This window comes from Providencia sp. PROV202 (assembly GCF_028479565.1).
Classification (GTDB): Bacteria; Pseudomonadota; Gammaproteobacteria; order Enterobacterales; family Enterobacteriaceae; genus Providencia; species Providencia zhijiangensis.
In genome coordinates, this window is the sequence record NZ_JAMPNV010000004.1 from 1 (window position 1) to 13,253 (window position 13,253).

Consider the following 13,253-nt stretch of genomic DNA (forward strand, 5'->3'; position numbering starts at 1 on the left):
AAATATAACACAATGAACTGGTATCGGTTAAGGATGCCAGTTCAATTACACAAACTTCAACCAACAAAAAACCTGCCGGAGCAGGTTTCATCAATTATTTACATTTCTCATACCATATCTTCTGGAAATCTTCTTCAGATATAGATTCACCTTCAAAATCAAATAATGGGTTTGAAAACATGCGCTCACCATCATTGCTAGAGGAGACCACAACAATAAATCTCTTATACTTATAAGGTAATTCATCTTTAAATGTAAATACTTCTCCGCAAACGTCACCAACGACCTTGCGACTCATACTTGCACCTGCTGGGTAAAAATTAACATTTCTCATATCAGCAGCTTGTGGCTGATGCATAAAATCAATCACAACTTGCTTAGCTCCGTCAATAATTGTCGGTTTTTTAGTAGTACTAACTGAGAGCCCTACAATAAAAGCTAATAATACCAACAGCAAAATGCACAAAACTCGCAAAATTTTAGCATGCACGCCAAATTACCACTCGTTAAATCAAATGATTGAAATGTACCCTCAATGCAGAGTTCAGGCAATAAAAAACCCACCGGAGTGGGTTAGTCTATTTTTATTTTGATAATAGAAATTGAACTGGTCTCAATTTCTACTCTCTCGTGACATAACTGCCTAGAATCAAAAGGTCTAGACCAAAAACACAACCAATTTTCTAAATCTTCAAGAGAATATTCTTTGGTTGCCAAGCCGCTAGCTATGTCTACCATATCATCTTCAGGAGCCGTTAACTCATAGCCATTAAGCAATAAAAAAATATAGCCCGCCATCATGGCAGTTCGTTTATTTGCATTGGCAAAAGGATGATTTTGAATCAGGCTTTCAATTAACACTGAGGCAAGAACAAACATATCGTCTGTTTGTTCATAGTATTTGACTTGGCTTGGTCTTGATTGAGAAGAGCTAAGATTGTTGAAATTCAATACCTCTATTGGCTCATTGGGAGTTTGTAGCTCTATCAATTTTCTATTGATGTTTATTAGATCATCAGTAGATAGATAGTTAATCCCTTCAACAAACTCCCCTGTGATATTCAACACTCACTATACCTTAGCTAATTTTTCCATGGCTTTTTCGTAACGAGCGAAACCGAAGTCAAATGCATTTTTGACTTGATTATCGTGAGAACATTGCTCGCTAATAGCAGCTCTTGGTGCTGCAATTTTACTTTTATCACGAGCAGGTATACTTAAGCGGCTAGGCTTTTGAAGTGCATGCCCCATATAACCCTCTCATATTGTTGCTTAAAAAATTATGTGTCTTGTACATACGTCGTATTTACACTGTATGCTCTGCACATAATAGAAGCTTTGACAAGTAATAACAACCCCAGAGGTTAATCATAAATACCTTTATAAGCATACATAAGTGGCTATAAGTGGTTTTGTCACATTAATACCTTAACAATAGTGTTTTTATAGTACTACTTCACTACCTCGCATTGATTTGTTTTAACTTGGGCAATTATTCACGCGAAAAAATAACCATTTGTATCATATGCAAGCTCCTCCTATCTTTTATTCATCAGCTCTAGGGCTTTGATCTCCATAATCCTTAAATCATCAAACACGGTCGCTTTATTTTTGATGTTAAGTAGCTCTAAAACATTGGGAATAACGCTATAGTCAAGTCCCGTAGCACCATTCATACCAACTCTCCACTGTGTACTCATCGCAGAAAATACCAGATATGACTCCCAGACATCAGGAACAACTTCAACATCATCAAGATCAGGAGGAAAGCCAAAAGCTCGCTCAAAATTTTTAGCCTCTTGCTTTGTCATTCCCCTATACATTGCTTCAGCGACCGATATTAGTTTTTTTCACGATTACCTAACAATTCATTGTAATACGTTGTTGTAATAGCCCCTGCGGCTGATGGATAGTTGTCAAATAACAACTTCAAATTATCTTCGTTATAAGGCTCTTCAATTGCCCAATCAGCAATAATTTGAGCAAAGAATTTGTTTACTGACTCATTTTTCAATTCTTCCAATTTACTCATTGGTAAATGATTGAACGTAAATGTCACAACCTCCGGCTCACTTTTGCCAGCCACACGGATTTTTACATCAGCCTTAAATATTGGATTGGGATTCAGAGTGAATTTCGCCATTAGTTTTCCTTAAAAGCCCCCAAAGGGGCTGTTATTATGCGGTAGTGTAAATTTGCATATCTGATTTAAGAGAGAAACGTGCAGATACGTTTTCAACCTCGTTAATTGCAGTATTAGGAACGCGTTGGAATGACACACTAGCTGAGTAGTAACGGTCTTCACCAGCCCGTTTATTATAAAAACGAATCGCTGTTAACTGCTTTGTATCATCCAAGGACATTAATAACCCTCGAATAGGTAATTTCGCATCATGAGCAAATGTATAAACCTGCACAATACCCGATTTATAGGTATCAACTGTTTCTGCTTGCTCATCTTCTAAGAATTGAATTTCTTGTGTTTGCTGCTCACCACCTTCTGTTGATAAGGTCATGACTTGGGGCATTACTTCCCATTCTTGAACTGATTTTAGCGTTCCTTTGCCGCCGCCAATCGGAAAACGTTCTGTATCTGTCGTATCAACACCATCAAGCGTGATACTTGTGTTTTCTGCTGATTTCACACGAAAGACACCAGACATTTGTTTCCACCCAGATGTGATGAGAACAACATCTCCGGCTTTAATGCCACTTGATGCTGCGACAGAAAGTACAGCTTCAGTGGCATTACTTGCCGCCGTAAACTCAACATCTTTTCCGTATTTACTCGCAACATAAACACGTGAGCCATTAGGAATGTTATAAGCCATTATGAACCTCATTTTTATGCATAAAAAAACCGCCATTTAGGCGGTCGTTTATCGGATTGAATAACATCGATAGGATGTACGTACTGGAATGATGTAGTTGATATCACTAGTAAGAGGCGGTAGCTGATTTGGTTCACCGTCGAGATACAGTGACTCCGTGAGTGTTAGACCATTTTCGAGCTGCTCTTTGACGGCATCAACCAAGCTAATAACCGCCGAATCACCATTACCAATCTTTTCAACAACATTAAGTTGAATAACACCTTTTTGAACTGGCATATCTAACGCTAGACCTAGATTTTCGGTTATGGCTGGCATTATATGTAATTGCAAATATGGAGTGCTAATATCGTCAAACTCAATATTTGACCAAGCCACCTTCACCCCTTCTTGCTTAGCAATTTTTGCCACCAGCGCACGAATAGACTGATTGATTTCAGATTGTTTCATTTACTTCATCTCTGCGATAGCGTCTCTAAAGAACTTACCTACGTTTTCAGCGGTAATTGCAATCATGCCATTAGGAGCTTGTCTTGAGTGCCCCATTTCCAACCTGTAGGCATAAGGAACATTGTTAGTAAAATAGATAGCATTCATACCCACTTTGAACTGCTCAAGCACATAATTACCAACCGCCTTAGTCATATTGCCTGATTTATCAACTCGCCCAGTTTCACCATCAGCAGGTGAATCAAAAGTGACTTGCCAATTCCCACGGAATCGCCCTCCTGTATACCCCGGAGGTGCCTTGATATCCATAGAGTCATTAACGCGAACTCGTTTTTTTAACAAACCCCTTTTCGGTGTCAGATTATTAGGGTCTTTTCTCAGTGCTTCATTGTGCTCAAACACAGCTTGATTATAATTAACAGCCGTCTGATTAACTTCCCATAGTTCAGGATTACCAACCGGAGACATTTCAACTAACTGTGCGAGAATCTTGAATCCCGTTTTACTTACTACCGTTTCCATATTTGCTTGAGATTTCTCTACAAACAAATTAACGGACCTCATGAATGAATCAGTCATATCAAGCCCTCAGCTGAGGTTTGTAGCAAATAACAATATCAGCAGGTTTCACGGGGTTAGGCTCATGCACGCGAAGCCAGATACCATCAACAAGAACAGAATCCCCTTTTCGAATATCAACCTCTGGAGAAAGAACCATTTTAATATCCGTAGAGAGAATTAGAGTTCCATCAATTTCATATGGTTTGTACAAAACCTTTACACCAATAATTGAAAATAGAGACTCAGGCTCATGATGCTCAACACCATTATCATCAACCCAATGCTTGCCAGCGCGTTTCACTTGATATGAAGCACCGTACTTTTTCAGTATTCGTAATGCTGTGTGACAACCTCGCTGATAAATATTCATCACTACCTCACTGCAAATGTGTTAATCGCCAAGCCTTCTGAGCTATCCATCAAGCCGCATAGCAAACCTTTCAGCCAAGCGAAATTAGGTGCACCAGTATTGGTGCCTTCTGCATACTTCAAATCAATTGCTCCCTCAATACGTTCAGAAATTATTTCTGCACCTAATGTTGGCTGCAATTCATTCTCTTGTGCTTCAAGTGCAAGGCGACACTGAGCCTGTATAACCTGATGAGGAATCGCATCACTAGCAATTTCAACCCCATCACGAAACAATCCAGTACGAGGAAAAGATAAAGGTTGCATACTGTCGGAACGCTTACCCTTCCATTTTTGGGATTCTAAGAAGTCCATAGCAACGATGAGTAATGATTCGAGTGATTTCCTGTCTGATAGGGTTAAATTCCTGACTTTCGCATATGCTTTTAAATCTTCAATGCCAGCATAACTATTAAACGTAGGTGAGTTTTTATCGGCATCAATCATGACCACCTCAAAATAAAAAGGGGCATTACGCCCCTATCTTCACTTGCCATCAGTAGTTTTTTTCCTTTTAGCTACTTCTGGCTCTATTGCTTTACTGCATTTTTGCCCTGAGCAGTTAATTTAATCATCACACCTGCTGTCAGTTTGTTGCTCGTAAAATGTTTTTTCCAGTTACCCGCAGTACCTAACTTGGTTAGATCTGGGTTTTTACCTTTTGATTCATCCCAGCTATACCCAAGCACACCGACGTTAACAACGCCTTCACCACGATACCCAATTTCTAAGTTTTCCTTATCATTGATCTCAAATGAGCGGAAGGTTGGTTCTTGTGACTCGATGATAGTCACAGCTCCAGGAACAAGACCAAAAATAGCATCAACTGGCGCACTGTCTGTTACCAAGACGGGTTTACCTAACGTTCCCGGCTGCCCACCATAGATAACCACACCAGCCTCTTCGTATACTTTGTTATCAATCGCTTGGTCAACAATATCGAAATACGTAGTAGAGTGCATGACGAAAAGATTTACACGGTTAAACTTGTCCCCATATCGACGCAGCCCCTTGGTGAGTGTTTTTTTCCCATCTGTAGCAATGTCTGCTGTCACGACCATATCAGCATTACTGCCGATAGCTGCCCCCAATGCGGCTAAGGAATATTTAATGTAACCTTCTAGAGATGCATCAGCAGCATCAATACCAACTAGCTCAGAAAATTCAGATACATCTCGTCCTCGACGTTTAAATGCCTCTTCCGTTGTTGCATATGGACCATATTTCCATGGAGCTTTCACTTCAACAGATTCGCCCGCACCAATTTTTTTACTCTCTACTGTTCCTGTTGAATCAACATCACGATGCTCAATCGATCCACCAATTTGATAGAAAGCACGTTTACGGAAATCACCTTCAATAAAAATGTTATCAAGCACAATGGCACCATTCGATGCCTGATTAAATACTGCTAAATTATCTTGGCGACGCTCTAAAAACGCTGTTTGCGCCAAGTCGTTGTAAATTACTAAATCGCTATTAGTCGTCGTAGCCATTACTTATCTTCCTTTACTCTTTAGGTAGTTTTAAAAATGTGTCACGTCCATATCGGCGAATATAATCAGCTTTCTCACTCGCAGACATTTGAGAACGTTTAAGGTGTGCACCACCTTGTTTATGTTTTCCTGCATCCGTCCCTGAAGCAGCAGGGAACAAATGAGGCGCGCTTTCTTTTAATGATTCGACCCATTCAACAGGTGATAACGGTGTTCGACCATCTTTCCCCATAATTGGATTACCATCATCATCAACGGCTACGGCCTGACCTTCATCGTTGATTTGGAAAATGCCTTTGGCACGTAAAATTAAGTCTTCTTGTGCGCTAGCTAATGCGCCGGCTTTACCAGCAGCAGAGCGCACTTCATCTCCCAATACACGTTGGCGAAATTTATTAGCAAAAGCCTCAGCCCTTTCCACTCGGCTATTGGCTTCTTTCAGTTGTTTATCAACGTCATTGCGTAAACGCTCAGTACGTTTATTAATGACTTCATCAATTTTGCCGTCAGCGATTAACTTGGCTTCTTCATCATTTTCAAAACGTTTGAGAATTCCACGTACAGCATCGGGATCAATACCATCAAAACGCTTGAGATTATCGTTTTGCTCTTTGAGCTTACCCAATAACTCATCACGTTTAGCCTTCAACCCAGCTACTTGCTCACCGACTGCTTTATCGATAATGGCTTGAATTTCCGGTGTGATTACAGGTGCAGTTCCACCGCTTCCACCACCAGCTCCATCATCAGCCTGTGAGTAATATTTGCGTTCGATATTCATAAATAACATGTTGTTCCCCTTGGGATTCATTGCGCCTAGCGCGTTAAAGTAAACCAGCCCTTGGCTGAATTTAGGCAATAAAAAAGGTCACCGAAGTGACCTTGTTAAATCGTTAATTGATTAGCTATAACCTGCATCTTTAAATGCTTTTTCGTCTAGCTTTTTGAGTTGTTCTAACGAAATAAATTCTCCCTTATCTGTATAAAATTCAGAAGGATGCATACCGCCCTCCTTCATTAATCTAAATCGTGTTTCACCGAACACTTGCCGTTGTCGCCATTCTGGTTGTCGCTGTACCCAATCAAGAAAATTGGTCTCTGCTGGAACTTGCCCATCCATTGATGCTCTCGTTCCTGCGTCCATCTCATTCACATCAATACCTAATTCACGCCATGACTTAGTGACGAAAGTTTCCGTTGAGCGACAATTAAAATGGATTTTACCGGGACCTTGTAGATAGGGGATTTTGTGGCCTATTGGTTTACCTTCCAGAGTATACTTCAGCCTATCCCGGGCAATGCAATCATGGGAGGTTTTATTATCGAGAGTGGATAGCCACTGTTTGCAGTCAAGGATATCTTTATTAGCTTCAGCAAATTGTTCTCTTGCTGTCGCTTGTAAGTGACTGATTGCCGTCTTCGCTATCGTTGTTACGTTAGCTCTACTAAGTTGTAAGGCACCATCTTTATAGCCTTGATTTGCATGACCTCTGATTTTACGCCCAATCTCTAGCGCACTATCGCCATTTAAATAACCATTGCGAACAGCATTGTTTATGCGTGTCATGCGGTCAGATTCTAATCCAGCAGCCCACTCAGACAGTAATTTCCCTTGAAATGGACGAGACATTGCTGAGGAAAACAACATCTCCTCTGTAATACTCATAAGCGGATATTGACGTAGAACAGCATCAGGTAATACAGAATCGAATAATGAAGAATAATAACCCGCTTCATACAATGCATGTTCTCTCATTTCTGCTGTTAGCAACGTAAACGCACTGTCAATCGCACGTTTATTAATAACTTTCACACTCAACAGTAATGACTCTAATCTCCTTACAGTAAAGCTATTAACGTCAATAGTGGCATCATCTAAGGCAACAATAAGCGAAGCTGCTAATTCAGCGTCAAACTCATTGAGTACATTTATCATGCGCTTTGCAACACCCGTAGAATAACGACCAGAAAACAAAGCATGAGCAATCAATTCATCCCTTAATCGCTCATTCACTGACTTCATGTTTCACCTACCATTGTCGGCTCTTGGTTGTTAAGCTCATCGACCACCATATCAACATCATCAGCGGGGTCGATAACATCATATTTCTGTAAACTTCTCACCAAGTCAGATTTACGCGTTGCACCAGATTGCCATGCAGCAACAATTTCGCGGATCATCGAACTGTCAGCAATGTGATTAACGAGATCTTTGTTAATTTCAAAAGAAGTGTCTTTAGTATCTAAACCTAAGTATTCAGCGCACCACATTAACGCTTTGCTAAACGCATCTGAGACATTCGAACAACAAATACTAAGGATAGAAGTTTGGGCGTTTTGCTCACCAACAGACTGAATAACCGTTTTGACTTTACTGTCAGCGGAAACCAATTGAGCGCCCAGTGCCACCATATAATCACGCTTACTGTCCATAGCTTCTTTAGCCAACATATTTGGCTGAGCTTGCTCGTAACCAAAGAACCCTTTCACTGGCAGCATTAAAGGTGAACGAGACCCAACCATGATGCCTGTTTTTTCTAAGTGATCTCGCCACTCTATATCTAACCCGCCTAGATATGGCTGAACTTGCCCACAGAAAAATACTGAATCTTCATAATCAGCAGAATTTCGATAATGCCCTAGATTAATTTTTGCCAAACCTAACAATGGCGCCTCATCTATCGTATGGTCATTGTTTTGAGCACCCATAAACGTAAATGGAATTTCATCCCAAGCACCACTACCTGCACGCTCTGGAATATATTCAGAGTGGATTTGATACACACTGCTGCCAGCTGGCTTGCGATATACTCTACAGATAAACTTGCCATCTTCTATCACTAACACGCGGTATTGAATGGCATCTTTAAATCCAAAACCGTCCGCCTCTTCAACAGTCTCTCGCAATACCACCAGCGTTAGCATCGTCCTGCCATTAATACGATCAGTCCGCCAGTTAATAATATCTTCAGCACGATATTGAAATATGTACGGGAGCTTAGAGTCGCTGTTGTAATCAACATATAGCCCATGTCGTCCCACTTCCAATACCGATTCAAGAGAGGATTGAGCTAATTGGTAAATGCTTGAACCTGCACCATCTGCATCATCTTTTAAACAAGACAGCTTTTCAGCAACAGCAATCAATGGATCTTTCTTGAATGCCATCCCTATCATACCGTTACGAGTGTTACCTGTTATTGGGTAAAACACCGCACGGTCTTGATAGTCTTTATTGCGCTTTTTCTTACGCTCACTTTCCTTTTCTTCCAATTCAGGAAGATAACTCTTTACTTCCTCGCCACCTCGACAAACAGCGCGAACTAACTCCCACTGAGGAGCAGCCGTTTTATACTCCGGTCGAGTAAAATCAACATTATTTATACTCATCAGAAGGTTGTTCCTAAGTTAATTTCGAATGCTGGTCGTTTAACGTTCCGTCTACTTACAGCAAAATATCTAAACCCATCAGCATCATGTGATGTGTAATCATGAAGTGGTTTATCTTTCCAGCAACCTCGTTTGTCATCCCACTCTTTTCGGTATGCTTCGAGATGAGCAATGCCTTCACCACATTTATGTTCGTCAAAGACACACAGAGGAAGAATTTCACGTACAGCCTCAATACCTTCATCAATAGAAAGCTTTGGCACTACGTCAAATTGAATCGAGTAAATTTGCCCGTCAATTTCATACCCTTCACGAGCTAGTTCTCTACGCGATTTCGCATCTGAACCAAATTCACGGTTATCAATATCATGTGGTCCATTATGACTCGCGTATGTGTAGCCTTTATCTTTCAGCACTTTCATATAATGTCTTAGACCTTCACCACTGTTTGAGTAATGGTCTATCACATGGAATTCATCACCTACTTCACGAATAAACCAAATTGAGGTTGAGTCACCAACGCCAATATCCCAATACGTATGAACGGGTAAATGTGAATTATCAGGGAGTGAGCCAATGCGCTTATTTTCGTACAGAAAGCGGAACTGCTTAGCATAGTAAGCACCTTCAACCGATTGCTGGAATGCCTCTGAGGGTATTGACGGATATTCCCGCTTCATATCATCGCCAAGTGTTTTTTCTTTTGCGTAGTACCACGCTTTCTGATGCTCATCTAGGTGAATGCCATGCTTGCGGGATATCTCATCAAAGTAATCAATTAATCGCTGTGGCAATTGCTCAACAGGATCAATCGCATACTCAGGATTCTTCCACCATGAAAAGAAAAAGAATTTCCAATCTAAGTTAGATAGCGTTTTACACTGAATTTGCGCTTTCTCGGCCGACTGACAATAATCATAAAAATAGCCCGCCCGCCCCTCAGCAGTGCTTTCAATTGTTGTAAAACAGTCACTTGATACAGCTTCAAACGCACCAGTAACTATCTCACGAGCTTTTTCAGGGTACTTTGCACATATCTTTCCGAACTCAGATACATGCAAGTATCGAAGAGTGCCACCACGAAATGACGTGCTGATATAAAGTGACCCTCCTTTACTAAAAACCAATTCACCAGCAGCATCATTACTCGCCGGATTTGCAGCTTTAATTTCTTCGGGTAGCTTTTCGTAGGCATACTTTATTTTTTCTCTGAATAACCGTTTGGCATCGTTCAGTGTATGAGCTATCAACGCACATTTAGCAGCTTCAAATAGCGCCGCATCTAATTGGATAATGCAAACCTCAGTCGTAAAACCAAGCTGACGAGCCTTTAGTATAATGTTTCGCGTATGCATCCCTTCAAAGTATTCAAGCTGCTCAGGCGTCATTTTAAATCGAACTGGCTTACCTTCTTTGTTAGTGATCCAGTACAAGTGATTCAATCGCCAGAGCTTATCTCTTAATAATGCAAGATATTCTGGCTTCATACTTATTCCTTCGATAGGTCGTCCATCAGTGACGATATAGTGTCGGATACTTTATTCTGCTGCGCGTCATCCAGCCCGTATGCCTGGCGCTCAAGTCCAATTAGGTTTTTAAGTGTCTCGCTTAATGCTTTAGCAGATTTAACACGTTCGGGGAGAGAGATGATTGAATTGTAGAGTTCATTGAGTTTGTCTCGCCCATTGCTATCAGGCTCAAACATTAATTCACCTAGCTTCCTTAAAGCAGGTACATCCGTACATTCAGCAGATAGCTCATCAAATAAACTGTTGGTTAACTCCCTAGCCCTACGAATATCACCCCTATGTTCCATACGAACATTGGCAATGACTTCAGCATTAGCTTCGATAAGTTGCCGCTCAGAAATAGCCTTCTCAGCGGCAACCAGAGTGGCAACCTCTCTTTTGGCAACCAAGTTTTCAGCTCTAGCCTTAACCTTTGCTTTTAAATCTCGTTCCCATCCTTCTTTCTTTGCGCGTTTACTTATCGCTTGATGGGTTATCTCATATTGAGAGGCTATTTCTCTTATAGACATTACGCCAGCTCGGTAAGCAGACTCAATAGCCTCCCAATCTGGTCTTTTGAACATTATTCACCCTCATGATAAATCAAAAAGCCAATACAAAAACAAGATCTGCATCTTTCACAAAAATCTTTAATTTGATTTAAATCAGAATAATAACAATTAAATTGTTGTATTTTAGTTTTTCATTGTTAATTTCATTGCTAAATGCAATATTTAGTATTGCTGCAATCCCCCTTATTGTGTTCATTGCAATAAGGGGTTTTTTATCTACAAACTCTTATCTTTACATCTTAGCCAGCAATTCTTCTGTCGATTGGTTTCACCAAAAATCTAAAACCTTCAGCAAGAAAACACTTATGCTTTAACTATTAACATTTCTTAAAGAGTTTCTCATAACAAATTAAAACCATTTTTAGCGAAAATATTTACATTGAAGGTATGTTATTTTAAATATTTAAAGGAGAGTCAAATGAAACTAACTTCAATAGACCATGTGCATGTATATGTCGATGACCTCAATGAAGCCGTAAAATGGTATAAAGATATTTTATTCTTTACCGTTACACCCAAATACAAGTTTTGGTTTGATCAGGGTGGTCCATTAGCCATAAACAATAATGATGTCCACCTTTCCTTATTTAAAAGGACATCACAAAGCATCGGTAACACAATCGCTTTTGGTACAGATAAGACTACACTGATGGAATTCATAGAACACCTGAGAATCAACAACATTCAATTTTCTATCGTTGACCATGATGTGTCTATATCCATCTATTTCACCGACCCATACGAAAATAAGTATGAAATAACAACATATGAGCACTTCAAAATATAAAAATCATAGTTAATTAGGTAATAAAAAACCCGCACAAGGCGGGTTGTCTCTTGCAGTAATTACATTTTACTTTTCAATAAATTAATGTCGCTATAAATAATCCACTTTTGATTCTATTGAAATATCAATACTCTTTGTCTATCAAAACCATTAGCGCTAGCAAAGCTAAGGTATTCATCTAAAAGTTCTGGCGGCATAGTTGGTGTACGCGATAACACCCATAAGTAATCTTTATTAGGGCCCACAACTAGTGAATACTGGTAGTCGTCATCAAGCTTAATAATGTTATAACCGCCGTAAAAAGGACCGAAAAACGACACTTTCAAGGCACCTATATCCGAAGATTCAACAAAATAAGCCTTTCCTATACTCTCTTTCCATTTTTTCCCTTGTGAATCCCATCCTCTGTTGACTACCTTTACACCACCATCATTGCGTAGAGAATAGTTTGCAGAAACTTTACTTAGTCCCTTTTCAAATCGATTATCTATTCTAGCAACTTCATACCATTCGCCAAGATAATGGGATAGTTCAAAATGTTTAACTGGTGTTATGTCATGTGGTACTTTCACACTACACCCATTAAGTAACAGCATACTTACAAACATAAAAACTGACTTTATCTGCATTGCAACCTCACATAAAATTGATCTATGAAGATACTTTCGCATAAAAAAGAGCACAGAGCGACTATAGTGATTTAGTATTTCGTGACTATAGAACCCTCGTATTTAGATAAAGTCATTGTCGCACTAACTTGGATTACACTAGCCAGTGTGGTAAACCGATTGATGATAATATTAAAAGAATACCGACTAACAGGTATTGAAATACATGAAGCATATGGATAAATAACTCTTTGAATATCATAGAGTTTACTCCTTGCTGCTAAGGTTATTTTATTATCAAAATGCATAGTATCATCTAAAATATAGCAGCTCTTTTTAATTTGTCAGATATCATGTTTCACTAAAGTATTTAGCTAATGCTATTGCTAGTAATCAGCTTTCACGTTCCATATCGATTCAATTAACAATTAAATTATTCTGCTATAATGAAAAATGAACTTTGGCAGTCTGTAACCTCACACAATGTAAGGAAGGAAGTATGATTAAAAAATTCAGTTTACTCATATGCTCATTAGCTATTATTACGAGCTTGACTGCCTGTAATACGACAAAAGGCGTAGGTAAAGATATAGAAGCCAGTGGAGAAGCCATACAAAGAGCTGCTGAGTATAATTAAACTTT

General features: G+C 39.6%; 19 protein-coding genes. 2 read left to right on the forward strand and 17 right to left on the reverse strand.

Translation table 11 applies throughout. The features are described 5' to 3' along the window. Window positions 1-94 precede the first annotated feature (94 nt). The 16 genes from PR799_RS01380 to PR799_RS01455 all read right to left on the reverse strand — a co-directional run bounded on the left by PR799_RS01380 (window position 95) and on the right by PR799_RS01455 (window position 11,228). Window positions 95-490, reverse strand: coding sequence for a hypothetical protein (locus PR799_RS01380; protein ID WP_272521085.1), 396 nt, complete (start codon window positions 488-490; stop codon window positions 95-97). An 83-nt stretch (window positions 491-573) separates the two neighbouring features. Continuing rightward, window positions 574-1,059, reverse strand: a complete 486-nt coding sequence (locus tag PR799_RS01385; RefSeq protein WP_272521211.1) for a type II toxin-antitoxin system death-on-curing family toxin — start codon at window positions 1,057-1,059, stop codon at window positions 574-576. Window positions 1,060-1,071: 12 nt separating this feature from the next. Next, window positions 1,072-1,251 carry a hypothetical protein gene (locus PR799_RS01390; protein ID WP_272521086.1) on the reverse strand — a complete coding sequence of 60 codons (180 nt, stop codon included), beginning with the start codon at window positions 1,249-1,251 and terminating at the stop codon, window positions 1,072-1,074. Window positions 1,252-1,538: 287 nt separating this feature from the next. After that, the gene (locus tag PR799_RS01395) at window positions 1,539-1,823 is read right to left on the reverse strand and encodes a DUF1799 domain-containing protein (RefSeq protein ID WP_272521087.1); all 285 of its coding nucleotides are present in this window, start codon (window positions 1,821-1,823) and stop codon (window positions 1,539-1,541) included. 17 nt (window positions 1,824-1,840) lie between these two features. Continuing rightward, window positions 1,841-2,143, reverse strand: a complete 303-nt coding sequence (locus PR799_RS01400; RefSeq protein WP_211888111.1) for a phage tail assembly chaperone — start codon at window positions 2,141-2,143, stop codon at window positions 1,841-1,843. A 34-nt stretch (window positions 2,144-2,177) separates the two neighbouring features. Continuing rightward, entirely contained in the window at window positions 2,178-2,843 is a 666-nt protein-coding gene (locus PR799_RS01405; protein ID WP_272521088.1) for a phage tail tube protein, read from the reverse strand. A gap of 36 nt (window positions 2,844-2,879) precedes the next feature. Next, window positions 2,880-3,281: a phage tail terminator-like protein gene (locus PR799_RS01410; protein WP_272521089.1), complete on the reverse strand. Its 402-nt coding sequence runs from the start codon at window positions 3,279-3,281 to the stop codon at window positions 2,880-2,882. Next, a complete protein-coding gene (locus tag PR799_RS01415; protein ID WP_006659250.1) occupies window positions 3,282-3,860 on the reverse strand; it encodes a hypothetical protein in 579 nt (192 codons plus the stop codon). A 1-nt stretch (window position 3,861) separates the two neighbouring features. Further along, window positions 3,862-4,212: a hypothetical protein gene (locus PR799_RS01420; protein ID WP_006659251.1), complete on the reverse strand. Its 351-nt coding sequence runs from the start codon at window positions 4,210-4,212 to the stop codon at window positions 3,862-3,864. A gap of 2 nt (window positions 4,213-4,214) precedes the next feature. Continuing rightward, a complete protein-coding gene (locus tag PR799_RS01425) occupies window positions 4,215-4,697 on the reverse strand; it encodes a DnaT-like ssDNA-binding protein (protein WP_272521090.1) in 483 nt (160 codons plus the stop codon). Between the two features lie 83 nt (window positions 4,698-4,780). Further along, window positions 4,781-5,746 carry a major capsid protein gene (locus PR799_RS01430; protein ID WP_036952449.1) on the reverse strand — a complete coding sequence of 322 codons (966 nt, stop codon included), beginning with the start codon at window positions 5,744-5,746 and terminating at the stop codon, window positions 4,781-4,783. A gap of 13 nt (window positions 5,747-5,759) precedes the next feature. Next, the gene (locus PR799_RS01435; protein WP_036952450.1) at window positions 5,760-6,536 is read right to left on the reverse strand and encodes a hypothetical protein; all 777 of its coding nucleotides are present in this window, start codon (window positions 6,534-6,536) and stop codon (window positions 5,760-5,762) included. 111 nt (window positions 6,537-6,647) lie between these two features. Continuing rightward, a complete protein-coding gene (locus tag PR799_RS01440; protein WP_272521091.1) occupies window positions 6,648-7,769 on the reverse strand; it encodes a phage minor head protein in 1,122 nt (373 codons plus the stop codon). Continuing rightward, on the reverse strand, window positions 7,766-9,136 hold the full coding sequence (locus tag PR799_RS01445; protein WP_272521092.1) for a DUF4055 domain-containing protein: 1,371 nt from the start codon (window positions 9,134-9,136) through the stop codon (window positions 7,766-7,768). Before PR799_RS01445 ends, PR799_RS01440 begins: the two co-directional genes overlap by 4 nt. Further along, on the reverse strand, window positions 9,136-10,623 hold the full coding sequence (locus tag PR799_RS01450; RefSeq protein WP_272521093.1) for a terminase: 1,488 nt from the start codon (window positions 10,621-10,623) through the stop codon (window positions 9,136-9,138). Before PR799_RS01450 ends, PR799_RS01445 begins: the two co-directional genes overlap by 1 nt. 2 nt (window positions 10,624-10,625) lie before the next feature. Then, entirely contained in the window at window positions 10,626-11,228 is a 603-nt protein-coding gene (locus PR799_RS01455) for a hypothetical protein (RefSeq protein ID WP_154609913.1), read from the reverse strand. A 406-nt stretch (window positions 11,229-11,634) separates the two neighbouring features. On the opposite strand from PR799_RS01455, the gene PR799_RS01460 reads away from it, so the two are divergent. Beyond that, window positions 11,635-12,003 (forward strand): VOC family protein, encoded by a 369-nt coding sequence (locus tag PR799_RS01460; RefSeq protein WP_272521094.1) that lies wholly within the window; start codon window positions 11,635-11,637, stop codon window positions 12,001-12,003. A gap of 113 nt (window positions 12,004-12,116) precedes the next feature. Here the strand turns inward: PR799_RS01460 and PR799_RS01465 are convergent, their stop codons facing one another. Next, window positions 12,117-12,632, reverse strand: a complete 516-nt coding sequence (locus PR799_RS01465; RefSeq protein ID WP_272521095.1) for a lipocalin family protein — start codon at window positions 12,630-12,632, stop codon at window positions 12,117-12,119. A 478-nt stretch (window positions 12,633-13,110) separates the two neighbouring features. Between PR799_RS01465 and PR799_RS01470 the strand changes: the two genes are divergently transcribed. Then, window positions 13,111-13,248 carry an entericidin A/B family lipoprotein gene (locus PR799_RS01470; protein ID WP_272521096.1) on the forward strand — a complete coding sequence of 46 codons (138 nt, stop codon included), beginning with the start codon at window positions 13,111-13,113 and terminating at the stop codon, window positions 13,246-13,248. The last annotated feature ends 5 nt before the right edge of the window (window positions 13,249-13,253 follow it).

Excerpts from the sequence above, each read along its gene's own strand:
- PR799_RS01390 (WP_272521086.1), bottom strand. The coding sequence starts at position 1,251 with ATGGGGCATGCACTTCAAAAGCCTAGCCGCTTAAGTATACCTGCTCGT.
- PR799_RS01395 (WP_272521087.1), bottom strand. The coding sequence starts at position 1,823 with ATGTATAGGGGAATGACAAAGCAAGAGGCTAAAAATTTTGAGCGAGCT.
- PR799_RS01400 (WP_211888111.1), bottom strand. The coding sequence starts at position 2,143 with ATGGCGAAATTCACTCTGAATCCCAATCCAATATTTAAGGCTGATGTA.
- PR799_RS01405 (WP_272521088.1), bottom strand. The coding sequence starts at position 2,843 with ATGAGGTTCATAATGGCTTATAACATTCCTAATGGCTCACGTGTTTAT.
- PR799_RS01410 (WP_272521089.1), bottom strand. The coding sequence starts at position 3,281 with ATGAAACAATCTGAAATCAATCAGTCTATTCGTGCGCTGGTGGCAAAA.
- PR799_RS01415 (WP_006659250.1), bottom strand. The coding sequence starts at position 3,860 with ATGACTGATTCATTCATGAGGTCCGTTAATTTGTTTGTAGAGAAATCT.
- PR799_RS01420 (WP_006659251.1), bottom strand. The coding sequence starts at position 4,212 with ATGAATATTTATCAGCGAGGTTGTCACACAGCATTACGAATACTGAAA.
- PR799_RS01425 (WP_272521090.1), bottom strand. The coding sequence starts at position 4,697 with ATGATTGATGCCGATAAAAACTCACCTACGTTTAATAGTTATGCTGGC.
- PR799_RS01430 (WP_036952449.1), bottom strand. The coding sequence starts at position 5,746 with ATGGCTACGACGACTAATAGCGATTTAGTAATTTACAACGACTTGGCG.
- PR799_RS01435 (WP_036952450.1), bottom strand. The coding sequence starts at position 6,536 with ATGTTATTTATGAATATCGAACGCAAATATTACTCACAGGCTGATGAT.
- PR799_RS01440 (WP_272521091.1), bottom strand. The coding sequence starts at position 7,769 with ATGAAGTCAGTGAATGAGCGATTAAGGGATGAATTGATTGCTCATGCT.
- PR799_RS01445 (WP_272521092.1), bottom strand. The coding sequence starts at position 9,136 with ATGAGTATAAATAATGTTGATTTTACTCGACCGGAGTATAAAACGGCT.
- PR799_RS01450 (WP_272521093.1), bottom strand. The coding sequence starts at position 10,623 with ATGAAGCCAGAATATCTTGCATTATTAAGAGATAAGCTCTGGCGATTG.
- PR799_RS01455 (WP_154609913.1), bottom strand. The coding sequence starts at position 11,228 with ATGTTCAAAAGACCAGATTGGGAGGCTATTGAGTCTGCTTACCGAGCT.
- PR799_RS01460 (WP_272521094.1), top strand. The coding sequence starts at position 11,635 with ATGAAACTAACTTCAATAGACCATGTGCATGTATATGTCGATGACCTC.
- PR799_RS01465 (WP_272521095.1), bottom strand. The coding sequence starts at position 12,632 with ATGCAGATAAAGTCAGTTTTTATGTTTGTAAGTATGCTGTTACTTAAT.
- PR799_RS01470 (WP_272521096.1), top strand. The coding sequence starts at position 13,111 with ATGATTAAAAAATTCAGTTTACTCATATGCTCATTAGCTATTATTACG.